General features: G+C 37.0%; 15 protein-coding genes and 1 riboswitch. Of the genes, 9 read left to right on the forward strand and 6 right to left on the reverse strand.

What is annotated here, in order from left to right; genetic code table 11:
• The first annotated feature begins 112 nt into the window (after window positions 1-112).
• Window positions 113-430 carry a hypothetical protein gene (locus EMTOL_RS11940; RefSeq protein WP_015029546.1) on the forward strand — a complete coding sequence of 106 codons (318 nt, stop codon included), beginning with the start codon at window positions 113-115 and terminating at the stop codon, window positions 428-430.
• A 40-nt stretch (window positions 431-470) separates the two neighbouring features.
• On the opposite strand, the gene EMTOL_RS11945 is transcribed toward EMTOL_RS11940, so the two are convergent.
• Together EMTOL_RS11945 and EMTOL_RS11950 are read right to left on the reverse strand one after the other, a co-directional pair.
• The gene (locus EMTOL_RS11945; protein ID WP_015029547.1) at window positions 471-833 is read right to left on the reverse strand and encodes a DUF779 domain-containing protein; all 363 of its coding nucleotides are present in this window, start codon (window positions 831-833) and stop codon (window positions 471-473) included.
• Window positions 834-911: 78 nt separating this feature from the next.
• Window positions 912-2,435: an aldehyde dehydrogenase family protein gene (locus EMTOL_RS11950; RefSeq protein WP_015029548.1), complete on the reverse strand. Its 1,524-nt coding sequence runs from the start codon at window positions 2,433-2,435 to the stop codon at window positions 912-914.
• 282 nt (window positions 2,436-2,717) lie between these two features.
• Between EMTOL_RS11950 and EMTOL_RS11955 the strand changes: the two genes are divergently transcribed.
• Window positions 2,718-3,632: an AraC family transcriptional regulator gene (locus tag EMTOL_RS11955; RefSeq protein ID WP_015029549.1), complete on the forward strand. Its 915-nt coding sequence runs from the start codon at window positions 2,718-2,720 to the stop codon at window positions 3,630-3,632.
• A gap of 60 nt (window positions 3,633-3,692) precedes the next feature.
• On the opposite strand, the gene EMTOL_RS11960 is transcribed toward EMTOL_RS11955, so the two are convergent.
• Window positions 3,693-4,580, reverse strand: coding sequence for an alpha/beta hydrolase (locus EMTOL_RS11960; protein ID WP_015029550.1), 888 nt, complete (start codon window positions 4,578-4,580; stop codon window positions 3,693-3,695).
• Window positions 4,581-4,620: 40 nt separating this feature from the next.
• The gene (locus EMTOL_RS11965; protein ID WP_015029551.1) at window positions 4,621-5,100 is read right to left on the reverse strand and encodes a hypothetical protein; all 480 of its coding nucleotides are present in this window, start codon (window positions 5,098-5,100) and stop codon (window positions 4,621-4,623) included.
• Window positions 5,101-5,306: 206 nt separating this feature from the next.
• Between EMTOL_RS11965 and EMTOL_RS11970 the strand changes: the two genes are divergently transcribed.
• Window positions 5,307-6,287 carry a DUF4382 domain-containing protein gene (locus EMTOL_RS11970; protein WP_015029552.1) on the forward strand — a complete coding sequence of 327 codons (981 nt, stop codon included), beginning with the start codon at window positions 5,307-5,309 and terminating at the stop codon, window positions 6,285-6,287.
• Window positions 6,288-6,437: 150 nt separating this feature from the next.
• Complete coding sequence (locus EMTOL_RS11975) at window positions 6,438-7,700, forward strand: DoxX family protein (protein WP_015029553.1); 1,263 nt, start codon at window positions 6,438-6,440, stop codon at window positions 7,698-7,700.
• A gap of 2 nt (window positions 7,701-7,702) precedes the next feature.
• Here EMTOL_RS11975 and EMTOL_RS11980 read toward each other — a convergent pair whose 3' ends face one another.
• Window positions 7,703-8,116 (reverse strand): DUF6157 family protein, encoded by a 414-nt coding sequence (locus EMTOL_RS11980; protein ID WP_015029554.1) that lies wholly within the window; start codon window positions 8,114-8,116, stop codon window positions 7,703-7,705.
• Between the two features lie 51 nt (window positions 8,117-8,167).
• On the reverse strand, window positions 8,168-8,974 hold the full coding sequence (locus EMTOL_RS11985; protein WP_015029555.1) for an alpha/beta fold hydrolase: 807 nt from the start codon (window positions 8,972-8,974) through the stop codon (window positions 8,168-8,170).
• A 181-nt stretch (window positions 8,975-9,155) separates the two neighbouring features.
• A riboswitch (TPP riboswitch) is annotated at window positions 9,156-9,246 on the forward strand.
• Window positions 9,247-9,349: 103 nt separating this feature from the next.
• Between EMTOL_RS11985 and EMTOL_RS11990 the strand changes: the two genes are divergently transcribed.
• From EMTOL_RS11990 to EMTOL_RS12010, 5 genes are all read left to right on the forward strand, one after another.
• Window positions 9,350-10,075: a class I SAM-dependent methyltransferase gene (locus tag EMTOL_RS11990; protein WP_015029556.1), complete on the forward strand. Its 726-nt coding sequence runs from the start codon at window positions 9,350-9,352 to the stop codon at window positions 10,073-10,075.
• Window positions 10,075-11,127 (forward strand): AIR synthase family protein, encoded by a 1,053-nt coding sequence (locus EMTOL_RS11995; RefSeq protein WP_015029557.1) that lies wholly within the window; start codon window positions 10,075-10,077, stop codon window positions 11,125-11,127. Before EMTOL_RS11990 ends, EMTOL_RS11995 begins: the two co-directional genes overlap by 1 nt.
• On the forward strand, window positions 11,124-11,735 hold the full coding sequence (locus EMTOL_RS12000; protein WP_015029558.1) for a thiamine phosphate synthase: 612 nt from the start codon (window positions 11,124-11,126) through the stop codon (window positions 11,733-11,735). Before EMTOL_RS11995 ends, EMTOL_RS12000 begins: the two co-directional genes overlap by 4 nt.
• Before the next feature lie 4 nt (window positions 11,736-11,739).
• Entirely contained in the window at window positions 11,740-12,006 is a 267-nt protein-coding gene (locus EMTOL_RS12005; RefSeq protein ID WP_015029559.1) for a Trm112 family protein, read from the forward strand.
• A gap of 415 nt (window positions 12,007-12,421) precedes the next feature.
• Window positions 12,422-14,101 carry a GH39 family glycosyl hydrolase gene (locus EMTOL_RS12010; protein ID WP_015029560.1) on the forward strand — a complete coding sequence of 560 codons (1,680 nt, stop codon included), beginning with the start codon at window positions 12,422-12,424 and terminating at the stop codon, window positions 14,099-14,101.
• Window positions 14,102-14,122 lie beyond the last annotated feature (21 nt).

Consider the following 14,122-nt stretch of genomic DNA (forward strand, 5'->3'; position numbering starts at 1 on the left):
CGACTTTGTAGCGTTGGTTCTGCCGTTCAGAGAACGAAACCAAACCTACAAGGTCGAAGACTTAGCAGAGCAGTTGAACGAATTATAAATATTGATATCACGATTTAAACTAATGAAAATATTAAAAATAGCCATCTTAAAAGATGATTTTGATGAAATTTTGAATGGCGAAAAAAATGAGGTATATCAAGATTTTATACCTTTTTGGGAAGAACAACTGCTGATAAATGACAAAGAAGGAGTCAGATTCAGAGAGTATGATGCTGTTGAGTTTAGAAATGGCTTTGAGGCAAAAGTACCGACTATTTTGATTGAATGGAAAGGTACAGAACTCGAACTTTTTGATGAAGCTCCACGAGGTTCGAAAGACCCTGAAGATTATTTTTTTGTAATTAATTTGGGAAAAATCATTGAAACAAAATACTGCTGATGAAACGATGATAAAGTAGAAATTTTAAGGGTGTAAATTTCTAAATCTCCCCTAAAATCACAGATTCTTCTTCAGTAAAAAGCCTTGATTTGATCACGAAACGTACACCAAGTGGAATTTCAAGCGAAAAACTTGCTCCTCTACCTTTTACTACATCTAGTGTAAGGTGCGTGTGTTTCCAATATTCAAATTGGTCTCTCGACATATAAAAATCACATCCGTGAATCCTACCGAGCTTTACATCGGTTTCATTGAGCATTAATTCTCCTACCTGAAAACACATTGGGGCAGAGCCATCACAGCATCCTCCGCTTTGATGAAAAAATAGTTCTCCGTTTCGGTCTCTTAATTTATCAATAATTTCTGCAGCTTCGGGCGTAATAGCCACGCGTTCGATAGACATATTATATTATTTAGACAATAAATACAAAACGTAGAGACAAGGCATGACTTGTCTCTACAAATCGGTAAATCGGTATTATCAGAAAAATCCGAGTTTATTTTTATCATACGAAATCAGCATATTCTTCGTTTGGCGATAATGATTGAGCATCATTTTGTGCGTTTCACGACCAATACCTGATTTCTTATATCCACCAAATGGAGCGTGTGCTGGGTAATCGTGATAGCAATTTACCCAAACTCTACCTGCTTGCACGGCTCTTGCCACAGTATATGCTTGGTGCATGTCACGTGTCCATACGCCAGCACCTAAACCATAAAGTGTATCGTTGGCAATGGCAATGGCTTCAGCCTCATCTTTAAAAGTTGTTACACAAACCACTGGCCCAAAGATTTCTTCTTGGAAAATACGCATTTTATTATTCCCCTTGAAAATGGTAGGCTTGATGTAATAGCCACCTTCTAAACCTTCGTTATAAGAGGCTCCACCGCCAGTTAGTAATTCTGCTCCTTCTTCTTTTCCGATTTCAATATAGTTCAAGATTTTCTCGTATTGGTCGTTCGAAGCCTGAGCTCCCATCATTGTTTCAGGGTCGAGTGGGTGCCCAAGTTTAATCGCATTTACACGCTCAACTACACGTTCAATAAAAGCATCATAGATTGATTCTTCTACCAAAATTCTTGACGGGCACGTACAAACTTCTCCTTGGTTTAAAGCAAACATAGATGCTCCTTCGAGGGCTTTATCGAAAAACTCATCATCAGCTTCCATGATACTTTTGAAGAAAATATTTGGCGATTTACCACCCAATTCTAACGTAACTGGAATAATATTTTTAGAAGCATATTGCATAATAAGCTGACCAGTAGTGGTTTCGCCAGTAAATGCAATTTTATTGATACGTGGGCTTGATGCCAATGGTTTTCCAGCTTCGATACCAAAACCATTGACAATATTCAAGACACCTGCTGGCAGTAAATCCTGAATTAATTCGGCCAAAACCATGATACCTACTGGCGTTTGCTCGGCTGGTTTCAATACCACACAATTACCTGCCGCTAATGCTGGAGCAATTTTCCAAGCAGCCATCAATAATGGGAAGTTCCAAGGAATAATTTGTCCAACTACGCCAAGTGGCTCATGAATAATTAATGAGAGTGTATTGGCATTTAATTCTGATGCTGAACCTTCTTCTGCACGAATAACACCCGCAAAATAACGGAAGTGGTCAATTGCCAAAGGTAAATCTGCCGCCATAGTTTCACGAATGGCCTTGCCGTTATCCCATGTTTCTACACGTGCTAAAAGGCTAAGATTTTGCTCTAAACGGTCGGCAATTTTCAACAAAATATTGCTACGAGTAGTAGCCGATGAAGTGTTCCAGCTCGGAGCGGCTGCCCATGCAGCATCTAATGCTAAGTTGATATCTTCTTCAGTAGAGCGTGCTACTTGGGTAAATACTTTGCCATCAACTGGAGAAGTTACTTCGAAGTATTCGCTTTTTACCGGAGCTACCCACTTGCCACCAATGAAGTTGTCGTAATGAGTCTTGAAAATAGGTTTTTCTACTAAATTACTTTTTGCTGTTGTTACCGCTGACATAGTTATAAATAATTATTAAGGTGAAAAATGATAATGCAAATAAATCTTGCAATAGTTATATTTAGTGTCATTTTTCTACCCAACAATTTCATTTTTCTGCCAACTGATTGCACTTTTCTATATTGAATTGCACAATCCTATCAATTTGCATAGAATAATTCAATTTAGATAGTGATATTTTTTGTAGAAATAATAATATTAAGTAGGTTTGTTTAAGATGTTGTTCGTGGTTGGTAGCCAATTGTTAACAGAAAATCGTTAGAAACTAAAATCTTGGGAGTTATGATAAATCTAAATTCTTCTCACTACGAAAATCGTAAGCTGCAAAGTTTGGTTGAAAACAGAACGATTCATACACTCAATAATGCGGAATTGAATGTCTTTGAAACTCATCAACAAGCATCTCAGGTTTTGCTTCGCTTTAAAGAACCTGTATTAGCAAGCATGATTAAAGGGAAAAAAGTGATGCACTTAGAAAATACTCATTCTTTTGGTTTTCTACCTGGCGAATCGGTGATTTTGCCTTCTAATGAATTAATGTGTATAGATTTCCCAGAAGCTACCGAACTTAGTCCTACTCAGTGTTTAGCCTTGGCATTTTCTGAATCAAAACTTCAAGATACCGTTGATTTACTGAATTATCGTGGAACTAAACAAAATGGAAAAGAATGGAGCATGACTGATTATAATTATCATTTTACTAATGATGTAGCCATTAATCAGATTCTCCAACGTCTTATCTTTATTTTTGCCGAAAAACACCCTTCGAAAGATATATTTGCCGATTTGCTCATTCAAGAATTAATCATCAGAATTCTACAAACTGAATCGAAAAGTATTTACTTGAAAAAAGCTCAAACTCATTCTAATAATGACCGTATTTCGTTTATTATCAAGTATATTCAAGATAATATCACAGAAGATTTATCAATAGAACTTTTGAGTGAAAAAGCTTATATGAGCGAGTCGAATTTTTATCGTACATTCAAGCATGAACTTGGGTCTTCGCCAAATGATTTTATCATCGAAGAACGTTTAAAAGTAGCTGAAAGCTTACTCCGAAACCCCAAAGTGAGTATTAAAGAAGCTTACATGGCCAGCGGATTCAATAGTTTCTCTTATTTCTGCCGTATTTTTAAGAAAAAGAAAAAACTTTCGCCAACTGAATTTAAAGAGCAAACTTGTGTAATAAAATAAAAAGGGAAGACTTTCATCTTCCCTTCATGTAGAAGTTGCGGAATTGTTAGTATAAAAATCTTAAAGATATTTGTCGGCGAAAGTGAGCATGATATCAACGGTTTCATTTAGTCGGCCCCATTCGTGGTAGAGTTCTGGATAAAAATAGTATTCGTGCTTGCTTCCCATTTCTTCTAATTTTTGTTTCATTTTTTCACCTTGTTCTGGCGGTACAATCGTATCACTGCCACCATAAAATAGAATTGTTGCAGGCGAACTCTTTTTCATCTGATAATATGGACTTGCCGAGCGGTATTCTCTAACAGTTTCTTCACTGAATGGCTGACTAATAAGTTTTACAATATCGCTATTCATTCGTCCTTGGCGTAATTTATCAGAAGTGAGGTCAGCGGGGCTAGCAATTCCTCCTACAACTTCCACCAAATTTTTGTTATCGGCTGTGTAGGAATAAAGCATAGCTAAATGCCCACCTGCACTAATTCCTAAAAGAAAAAATTTAGGTGTGATATTAAGCGAATTTGCTTCCTTGTGTAACTTTTTGAGAAGCATGCCTATATCGTCAAGTTGCTGCTTATAGGTAATACCTTGTTGAAAAGTAAGCCTGTAATTCATGTTTACAATGGCACACTTAGTGTTTTTTTGTCGAAAATGGTCAACAATGGGGTTAATAAATCCTTTATCACCCTCGCTCCATCCACCTCCGTGCAAAAGCACAATTACTGGTACTTTTGTTGATTGATTTTTAGGTAAATAGAGGTCATAGTTTTGAAGTTCATTATCACCATATTTTTCATTTTTTCTTACTTCATAATCTAGCGTTTCATCGGCTCTAATTGAATAATTTTTATTAATAAGTGGTACTAAATCAATCGTATCACATGAACTCAACAATAGCATTGAACTTACGATAAAGAAAAATCTCATGGCTATAAGTTTTGAAGCAATCATCTGATAAATAATTATTTATGAATAACTCATGACTATTACTTTATTTGATGGCTATTCTAGCCGTTAGGGCTATATCATCGAGCCATAAGCCTTGATAACCAACCACGTTGAGGGCGGGTTTCCAGTCTAAACTAAGATTAAGCGGGATTTCTTTAAATGTATATTCAAGTCCCAAGATTCCGTCAGCTCCAATCACTGTGTGGTTATCATAATTTTCAAACCATGGATTTCCGTAGCGTCCGCCATTTCTCCAAAATCCGATATGCCCGCCAATTCCATAATACCAACGCCAATTTGGGGTTTCAAAAGCTGCTTTATGAATTTCATACAATCCTGTGAAGTTTACTCCCTGCCATCTCGAATACACAATTCCTTCAAATGCCTCTTTATTATTCATTTTATATTTTACACTTAGCCCATATCCATAATTGAGTCTGGCACCAATCCCTAACTTATATTGAGCGTTTGCAACAGTAAATGTGGTAATGATAAACAGGAAGCTTATGAATATTTTTTTCATTTCAGGAATTTAATTAGTTTGATTTTTCTCATTAAAACAATGTGCCAAAAGCTTATGTAGGGTATTTGTGGGGAATTTATGTGGAAAAAAATACACAATTTGAGGAATAGTAATAGGAAATGATGGTTTGAAGATTCGTGGAATATTTTTTTTGATTTTGCTGGAAAAGTAGATTAATCATTACACAAACACAACTTAAGTTAAGCATGAAAACATTTAAAATTGCCATTTTAATGGCTAGTATGTTTCTATTGCAAGTAGCATGTCAGAAACAGGATGATTCTGTAACACCCGTAAGTCAGCAAGACCCCAATGCTCCAAAAGGAGATATGCGTATTGGTATAACTGACGCTCCGATTGATGATACCAATATTAATGGTGTTTTCGTAACAATTACAGAAATTAGATTTGATGGTAAGGTATATGATGCTTTCAAAGGTCCTAAAACTGTGAATCTTTTACAATTACAAAATGGTAATTCACTGAATTTGGGGGATGGTAAATTTCAAACAGGCTCATATAGTAAATTGACTTTGGTGATTGATTATACCAAAGATGCAAGTGGGAATGCTCCTGGATGCTATGTACAGAAAACTGATGGAGCCAAGGAAGCATTAGTGATTTCAGGAAATGCTAAACAAGAAGTAGAGATTACAACTAAGAAATTTGATGTGAGACAGAGCGGTGTAACCGATTTAATGATTGATTTTGATTTACGGAAGGCCATTAAAGAAATGAATAGCAATAGTAAAAAGAGTTATGCTTTTGTTACGTATGGCGAGTTACAATCTTCTATTCGATTGGTCAATAGAGCTTCTACTGGTGATATAGTGGGTAAGATTGATAATTATAATCCAATAATCAATGGTCAGGTAGTGGTGTATGTTTATAAAAAAGGTACTTATAACGAAAATGCTGAAGTAAAAGGACAAGGTGAAAGTAGTGTTACTTTCAGGAATGCCGTGACAAGTGCAAAAGTAGATGGTGCAGGAAACTTTAAAATAGCATTTTTGGAAGAGGGTGATTATGAGCTACATTTTGCTACCAATAAGAGTACAAGTGGAGCAATCATAGATTTTAGTTCTTTTTTGAATCTGAATTCAAATCTTGCACTCAATAGTATTGCCGTAAAATCAAATACACAAGTGAGCTTATCGCTCTCAATCAAAAGCATCATAGGTTTGTAAAGAAATTCATAAATAGTGTTTAGGTTAGAAAATGGTAAATGGCTGTCCTTTGGGACAGCTTTTTCTTTTATATGATATTGGAAAAGTAGCAAGTAGTTTATAAATTACTGTTGTTTTATAATTTACTTCTACCCAAAACATTATTATTTTATGTCAGATTTATCCAAATGGTCGATTAGCCATAAAATCGCTTTTTATTTTTCTTTTCTCTTCTTGGGCTTAAACTTTTTCCCCTTTCCTCTCGAATTTTTAGGCGGCCTAATGACTATGCTATGGAGTTTTGTGGTTGATTTTTTCGGGAAAATCGTTTTTGGTATTCCCGAAGTGACGGTTCGGCCTAATGGGAGTGGTGATACTACTTGGAATTGGCTTCAACAATTAGCCATTGTAAGTTTTTCTACAATAGGTAGTATTGTTTGGTACGTGCTTGCCCGTAATCGACCTAATCATGAAAAATTAGCCTTTTGGTTTAAAATTTGGCTACGATATTTTTTAGCAGCTACTATGTTTTCGTATGGGTTGGTAAAGATTTTTCCTTTACAGTTTGGGAATATTACAACCTATCGCCTTTTCGAACGCCTCGGAGAAATGAGTCCGATGGGGCTGTTATGGACATTCATGGCGTACTCTAAGGGCTATCAATTTTTTGGTGGACTCATGGAAGTGATAGGAGGGGGATTATTAATTTTCCGTAGAACCACAACTTTAGGTGCAGTCATGAGTGCGAGTATTATGCTCAATGTTTTCATGATGAATGTCTTTTATGATGTACCCGTGAAAATCTTTTCTTTCACTTTATTGCTCATGTGTGTGTATTTGTTAGCTGCTGATGCTAAACGCTTATGGCTGTTTTTTGTGGCTAATAAACCTACTCAGTCTGCAGAAGAAATAAAGGTTTTTGAAGGAAGAAAATGGTATAAATATGGCAGAATTGTTCTAAAAACAATATTTTTAGGAATAGTAGGTGTAATGGGTTTTTATGAAAACTTTACTACAGCCAAAGATATAGATGCTCCAAAATCTTTAATTTATGGGCCTTATAAAGTTGAAAGATTCGAACGAAATAATACTGTTTCTGAAACTGACACTCTACGCTTGCAAGAAGTATTTATCGACCGCCGTGGTGCATACGATATGCTTTATGTAACGAATGACGATGGTCTGCGTAAACGAGCCAATTTTACGCTTGATTCTGTTAAACACATTTTACGCATGACAGACTATGCTGCTCCTATCACCGATACTACGCAATACACTTTTACGTATTCACAACCAGATGCGGAAACATTAATGTTGCAAGGAAAAATCAAATCTGATTCGATTCGAGTGGCCATGAAGAAAATGAAACACCGAAATTTCATTCTCACTAGTCGTGGTTTTCATTGGATAAATGAAGTGCCTTATAACAAGTAATATCATCGACTTGACCGCATGGCTTTTACAACTGTTGTAGATTTATCATTCAATAACTTTTCGTATTCGCTCGAATCGCAGGCATAAATGGCAACTTTACCTTGTTCATTGTGGTGTACACCCCAGCCATACCTTTTAGTAAGTGGCGAGGTTCGTAAGCATGCTTGTCCTTTTGAGAAAAATGCCGTACGAGCTTCGGTTAATTCTTTTTCTGTAAGGTCGTTTCTTTCGGCGAATACCTGAAAAATTATATCATCTGAAGTATATTTATAAGGGTGTTTCCGAAGTATATCAAACTGCAAATTGGCTACCGATTTTTTATCTCCTTTATGTGGAGGCATTTCGCCAGTGTTGGCTGGGCAGTCATCGGCTATGGCAATTAATGTCGATTCGTAATTGGTCGTATGTATTTTCATGAAATTTTTCTTTAAAGGAAACACTGCTTACTGTCAACCCTATGTCAGTAATTATTTTAGAAAGCCTATAATTTCAGCCGAAAATGCTTCTGTATTATAGGTAATATTATGATTGCCCTTTACAATACTCAATTTTGCATCTCTAAAGTAAGTTTGTAGAACTTCTGGGTTGCCGTTATCTTTATCTTCATCACCTGCAATAATTAAGACTGGTTTGCTGAATTTTTTCAATTCCTTTGGCGTAGTGACGGGTTGATACTTTTGTAAAAGCCCCAGAGCTACTGTATCAGCATTAATAGATTTGGCATATTTTACTGCACCCTGAGCTTCGGGATATAGATGAAATTTTCCGTTAAAAGCGGCCGCAAACATTAATCTTCTATCCCAATTTGGATTTGTAAAATGCTGCCCCATACCGCCTAAAACTACTTTTACCACACGTTTATCCTTCGTAATTAATTTTGCTGCAACAATGGCTCCTCTTGAGTAGCCGACTACTTCATAAGATTTTATTTTTAAGTTAGTAAGAATCCCTATCACGTCTTTTGTTTCGATATCATTTGTATAAAATTTATCTTCATGAGGTTTATCGGAATGTCCGTTCCCTCTTAAATCAGGGACGATTACACGATAGCCATTCTTCAAAAGATCTTTATACAGGGCTGTTTTTCGCCAATTTGCACCTGTATTGATAAATCCATGTAAAAGCACAACGACCTTTCCCGAACCCGAATCAGTATAGGCAATTCTAATTTTGTCGGGAGCTTGATAATATTTGAAATTCTGGGCAAATCCAAATGAAGAAATAAGGAGGATGAATATCACACCAAGAAGATTTAATGGTATTAAGCGTTTCATAATTTTAAATTGGGGCGAAAAGAGTATGCAAGTTAGAGCATATTCACAAAGTCAAACTTATTTTGGTCGATTTAGACATTGAAGGTACATAAAAGATTTGACTAACTGAGTTTACTAATAAACAAATAATAAAATGAGTTTTTTCTATATTTATTTCAATTGATGATTACATTTGTAATATATTTCATGCACGGGGTGCTGTAAAAAGCTGAGATGATACCCGAGAACCTGAACTGGTTAATACCAGCGTAGGAATGCAGGAGCCAATAAGATATTGAGAAGAGTAGCCTTAGAGCTTTATCTAATCTATATACGTTTTGAGACCTCATTTCGAGCATTCAGTGCAGAAATGAGGTTTTTTTTATCAAAACTATTATGGAAGAATTAGAACTAAGCGAAAAAAGTTTGGTGAAGCCACCACTCCGCAATTGGCAGGGCCGAAAAGAATGGTTTTTTAACCGTGAACACACCGATACCTACGAACTTTGGTACGAAGGCCGCTACAAACGAGCCGAAGTTTGGCAAAAGAAAATTATGGGTAGATTCGTGAAGTCTGACCCAAGAATTAAAACACTACTCGAATTTGGCTGCGGAACTGGCCGTTTTACCCGTTGGTGGAAAGAAATTGGCATTGATGCTTCGGGTGGTGATATCTCTCCTTTTATGTTGGGGCAGGCCGTTCATCTTTTTGGTGGAAATCTTGTCTGGGCTGATTCTCATTTTATGCCTTTCAAAGACCACACTTTTGATGCACTTGCGTTTATTACCACCTTTGAATATTACCGTGACCCCGTGCAGGTAATTCGTGAAGCTGCAAGAGTGGGCAAATATGGAATTGCATTCGGAATGATGAATCGTAATTCTCCAAAAGTGGTTCGACGAAGAGTGCAAGAAGCCTTTGGGAAAAATCCGTTCTACGTAACTGCTACTTTCTACACGCCTGAAATGCTTACCCGAAAAATCCATGAAGCACTTGTAGGGCGTAGCTACACCATTGAGTGGCAAGCAACTGGCTTACCCGAATGGTTTCCTGTGCAAGAATGGCACGTACCTTATGGCGATTTTTTTGGTTTGTTTGTACGATTCAATGATGTGGATTAATGGAAAATATAGGAAAAATCAACGAAGAATACTTTAAAAAAGTTATCTTACCTAATAGTGGCTTTAAGCGTAAAGAAGTTGTTATTGGGCCAAATTTTGGTGTCGATGTGGCACTTGTAGAATTGCCAAACAATATGGCCATGGCTCTTACCTCTGACCCACTGAGCTTAATCCCTACTTTGGGTTTGCAGGAATCAGCGTGGCTTTCGGTGCATCTGATGGCCAACGACATCGCTACCACCAGTTTTGCTCCAATGTATTTACAAACGGTACTTAACTTACCAACTAGTATCTCCGATGCTCAGTTTAGAGAATATTGGCAATACATTGATAAGTTTTGTAAGGAAATTGGCGTTGCAATTACGGGCGGACACACCGGCACAATTGAAGGCCAAAACTCGACCATTTCGGGTGGTGGAACATTGATAACTATTGCTCCGCAAAAACAAATACTTACTTCGAATAACGCTCAAATTGGTGATTCAATCATTATGACCAAACAATGTGCGATGTCATCTGTATCTATTTTGGCGATGTCCTTTCCAAAGACTATTCGTCAGAAATTAGGCACTGAAGTAGCACAAAAAGCGGAAGAATTGTTTTATCATACCTCTGTCTTGAATGAAGCATTGGTTATCAATAAACTTAATCAACAACAGAAAGTGGTGAATGCGATGCATGATGTTACGGAGGGTGGTGTGTTAGGTGCGGCTTTCGAGATGGCAATCGCAAGTGGTTTAGGTATTGAAATTCAGGCAGATAGGCTCAATATTTCACCAATTGTCAGCTCAGTTTGCGAAGTTTTTTCATTTGACCCTCGTTATTGTATTGGAGCAGGTTCAATGATTATTTCGGTTAAGCATCAATACGAAGAGTTGGTAATCAATGCTTTACATGAAAATAATATCGAGGCCTGTACGATTGGGAGTTTCACAGCATTAGAAGAAGGCCATAGGATGGTTGAAAATGATGAAGTTAAGCCAATGACTTACCACGAAACTGACCCTTACTGGGCAGCATTTTTTGAGGCATTCAAACGTGGTTGGAAATGAAAAAAAGTATTTATCTCATCGCCGACCCAGCCATGGAACAAAGTGTTTTGCTCAATAAAATTGAGATGGCTCTGAAAGGTGGCCTTTTTGCCGTGCAATTATGGAATAATTGGCAAAATGTAGCTAATAAAATCGAAATCATTGAAACTATCCACCAACTCACAAAGTTGGCAGGTGTGCCTTTGATTCTTAATGAAGGTCAAGATTGCCTTGATTTGACTTGTTTTGATGGAATTCATCTTGATTTTCCCAACGAAATGATACAAGAATACCGGCAAAAACGACCAGATTTAATTTGGGGACTCACTTGTTCAAACGAAACCGAAAAACTCATTTGGGCTGAGCAAAATTCGTTGGATTATATTTCGTATTGCTCAATATTTCCATCGAAAACTAGTAATAGTTGCGAGCTTGTTAGTTTTGATACTATTGACAAAACTCGCGAGTTTTTTAGTCGAAAAGTATTTTTAGCGGGGGGAATTAATCAAAATACGATTCCGAATCTCAAAGATTTACAATTCGATGGTATTGCCTTGGTATCGGCCATTATGGACGCCGAAAATCCAACCGAAGTAGTATTGAATTATTCAGAAATCTTAAACCATTAAAGTCATGACCAAAAGTTTTTTTGATAAATTATGTTGCCCATTCGATAAATCTGAACTTTCAATTCAGGTTTTCACCGAAAAAGAAAATAACATCATTCATGAAGGGCTTATCACTTGTCCAACTTGTAAGCGTTTGTATCCAATCATTCATGGAGTGCCGATTATGATACCCGATGCTTACCGAGAGGCACAACTCGAAAAACCATTTTTTAAAAAATGGAATGATAAGCTAAGTCTGGAAGCAAAAGCCAGCTTGATATTGGAAGAATAAACGATGAAAAATGGTTTTTGGGGTAATGTATCCAAACTGAATTTATTCAATGAGCTAATTTCAAAAGGGGAAAATAAGTATTTAACTTGAGTTTGGATAAAGCACTTATAGCTAATTGGTTATAAACTTGAAATTACTCCAAAGGAGTTAAATATTGGTAGAGAAATATGCTATCACCTCTATCCAAGCCCCATTGGGTGAAACATTTCGTATAGTCTTTGATGTATTTTTTTCTACCAAATATAAAGCCCCGCCTGGGGCAAATATGATTCAATTTAATCCCGAATTTACTTTATTTAATTAAAGCCGAGTATTGATGAATTTTCGATACTCGGCTTTAATTCTTTGCATTGAAAGAAGTAAACAAGTATTTTCCAAGTATATTTGTTTTAAACTCTATTCATCCTAACATTAAATGAAAAAAGCCTACTTTCTCTCTATCCTTATAGCCATTTTTCGACTGAGTTTTGCACAAGAAGCAACTAAGACAACTATCCAAATTGATTTGAATAAAAAAGTTGGCGAAATGAGTACCATGTGGGCTTGGTTCGGTGCCGACGAACCCAACTATGCTTACATGAAAGATGGCAAAAAATTGCTGACCGAATTAAGTCAACTAAGTCCAGTACCCGTTTATTTTCGAGCCCATAATATGCTTACTTCTGGGCATGATACTCTTACTATGAAGTGGGGTTCTACCAATGTTTATACTGAAGATGCCAACGGAAAGCCCATTTATGATTGGACAGTCGTCGATAAAATTTTTGATACTTACCGAGAAAGAGGCATCAAACCAGTGGCACAATTTAGTTTTATGCCCGAAGCTCTTTCAATCAAGCCACAACCCTATGAGCATAAATGGAAACCCGGAATGCCTTACAATGAAATTTATAAGGGTTGGACTTTTCCGCCGAAAGATTATAAAAAATGGGCCGATTTGGTCTATGCGTGGGTAAAACATTCAGTAGAACGCTATGGAAAAGCCGAGGTAGAAACTTGGTATTGGGAATTATGGAATGAACCAAATATTGGTTATTGGAGCGGAACGGTAGAAGAATATTGTAAACTTTATGATTATACCGCCGATGCCGCCAAACGAGCTTTGCCAACGATTAGAATAGGTGGCCCTGAAACAACTGGCCCAAGTTGGAGTAAAGCGGCTGATTTTCTTAAAACTTTTCTAACGCATTGCGAGTCAGGGACTAATTATGTGACGGGTAAAGTAGGTTCTCCGCTTGATTTTATTACTTTTCATGCGAAAGGTGCTCCAAAAATTGTGGATGGACACGTACAAATGAATGTAGGAACCCAACTACGAGATATTTCGGAAGGATTCCGAATTGTTACTTCTTATGCCAAATTCAAAAACTTACCTATTATCATTGGCGAGTCAGACCCCGAAGGTTGTGCGGCTTGTGGCATGAAAACCAACCCATCAAATGCGTATCGAAACGGCACGATGTATTCGAGTTATACGGCTGCTTCGTTTGCCCGAAAATATGCCTTGGCTGATTATTTCAAAGCTAATTTATTGGGGGCAGTGAGTTGGTCGTTTGAGTTTGAAAATCAACCCTATTTTTATGGTTTCAGAGATTTAGCCACCAATGGCATTGATAAACCCGTATTGAATGTTTTCAGAATGTACGGCATGATGTCGGGCAATAGAGTGGAAGTAAAGGGTAATCAGAATTATACATTTACGATGGTGCGAGATTCGAGCGTACGCAAAAAAGCCGATATTGATGCCCTCGCCAGTAAAGACCAACGCTCAGCAGCGGTAATGGTTTGGCATTATCATGACGATGACCTAAAAGCTGAAGATGCGACAGTAGAAATAGACTTAAGAGGTTTTCCTGCTCAACAAGTCAATTTTAAGCATTACCGAATCGACAACGAAAACAGTAATTCATATGAAGTTTGGAAGAAAATGGGTTCACCCGAAAACCCGACGGCCGAACAAATTAGTATCTTAGAAAAAGCAGGACAATTGGCATTACTCACCTCGCCAAGCTATTTAAAATTGACCAACGGTACACTAAAACTCAATTTCAAATTACCCCGTCAAGGTGTTTCGTTATTGAGGTTTGATTGGTGATTTAATTTTAAAATGGATTTT

This window comes from Emticicia oligotrophica DSM 17448 (assembly GCF_000263195.1).
GTDB classification, from domain to species: Bacteria; Bacteroidota; Bacteroidia; order Cytophagales; family Spirosomataceae; genus Emticicia; species Emticicia oligotrophica.

What these genes read in the sequence shown, in the direction of transcription:
- EMTOL_RS11985 (WP_015029555.1), bottom strand. Translation starts at nt 8,974, where the DNA reads ATGAAACGCTTAATACCATTAAATCTTCTTGGTGTGATATTCATCCTC.
- EMTOL_RS12000 (WP_015029558.1), top strand. Translation starts at nt 11,124, where the DNA reads ATGAAAAAAAGTATTTATCTCATCGCCGACCCAGCCATGGAACAAAGT.
- EMTOL_RS12005 (WP_015029559.1), top strand. Translation starts at nt 11,740, where the DNA reads ATGACCAAAAGTTTTTTTGATAAATTATGTTGCCCATTCGATAAATCT.
- EMTOL_RS11970 (WP_015029552.1), top strand. Translation starts at nt 5,307, where the DNA reads ATGAAAACATTTAAAATTGCCATTTTAATGGCTAGTATGTTTCTATTG.
- EMTOL_RS11995 (WP_015029557.1), top strand. Translation starts at nt 10,075, where the DNA reads ATGGAAAATATAGGAAAAATCAACGAAGAATACTTTAAAAAAGTTATC.
- EMTOL_RS11955 (WP_015029549.1), top strand. Translation starts at nt 2,718, where the DNA reads ATGATAAATCTAAATTCTTCTCACTACGAAAATCGTAAGCTGCAAAGT.
- EMTOL_RS11965 (WP_015029551.1), bottom strand. Translation starts at nt 5,100, where the DNA reads ATGAAAAAAATATTCATAAGCTTCCTGTTTATCATTACCACATTTACT.
- EMTOL_RS11945 (WP_015029547.1), bottom strand. Translation starts at nt 833, where the DNA reads ATGTCTATCGAACGCGTGGCTATTACGCCCGAAGCTGCAGAAATTATT.
- EMTOL_RS11990 (WP_015029556.1), top strand. Translation starts at nt 9,350, where the DNA reads ATGGAAGAATTAGAACTAAGCGAAAAAAGTTTGGTGAAGCCACCACTC.
- EMTOL_RS11960 (WP_015029550.1), bottom strand. Translation starts at nt 4,580, where the DNA reads ATGATTGCTTCAAAACTTATAGCCATGAGATTTTTCTTTATCGTAAGT.
- EMTOL_RS12010 (WP_015029560.1), top strand. Translation starts at nt 12,422, where the DNA reads ATGAAAAAAGCCTACTTTCTCTCTATCCTTATAGCCATTTTTCGACTG.
- EMTOL_RS11975 (WP_015029553.1), top strand. Translation starts at nt 6,438, where the DNA reads ATGTCAGATTTATCCAAATGGTCGATTAGCCATAAAATCGCTTTTTAT.
- EMTOL_RS11980 (WP_015029554.1), bottom strand. Translation starts at nt 8,116, where the DNA reads ATGAAAATACATACGACCAATTACGAATCGACATTAATTGCCATAGCC.
- EMTOL_RS11940 (WP_015029546.1), top strand. Translation starts at nt 113, where the DNA reads ATGAAAATATTAAAAATAGCCATCTTAAAAGATGATTTTGATGAAATT.
- EMTOL_RS11950 (WP_015029548.1), bottom strand. Translation starts at nt 2,435, where the DNA reads ATGTCAGCGGTAACAACAGCAAAAAGTAATTTAGTAGAAAAACCTATT.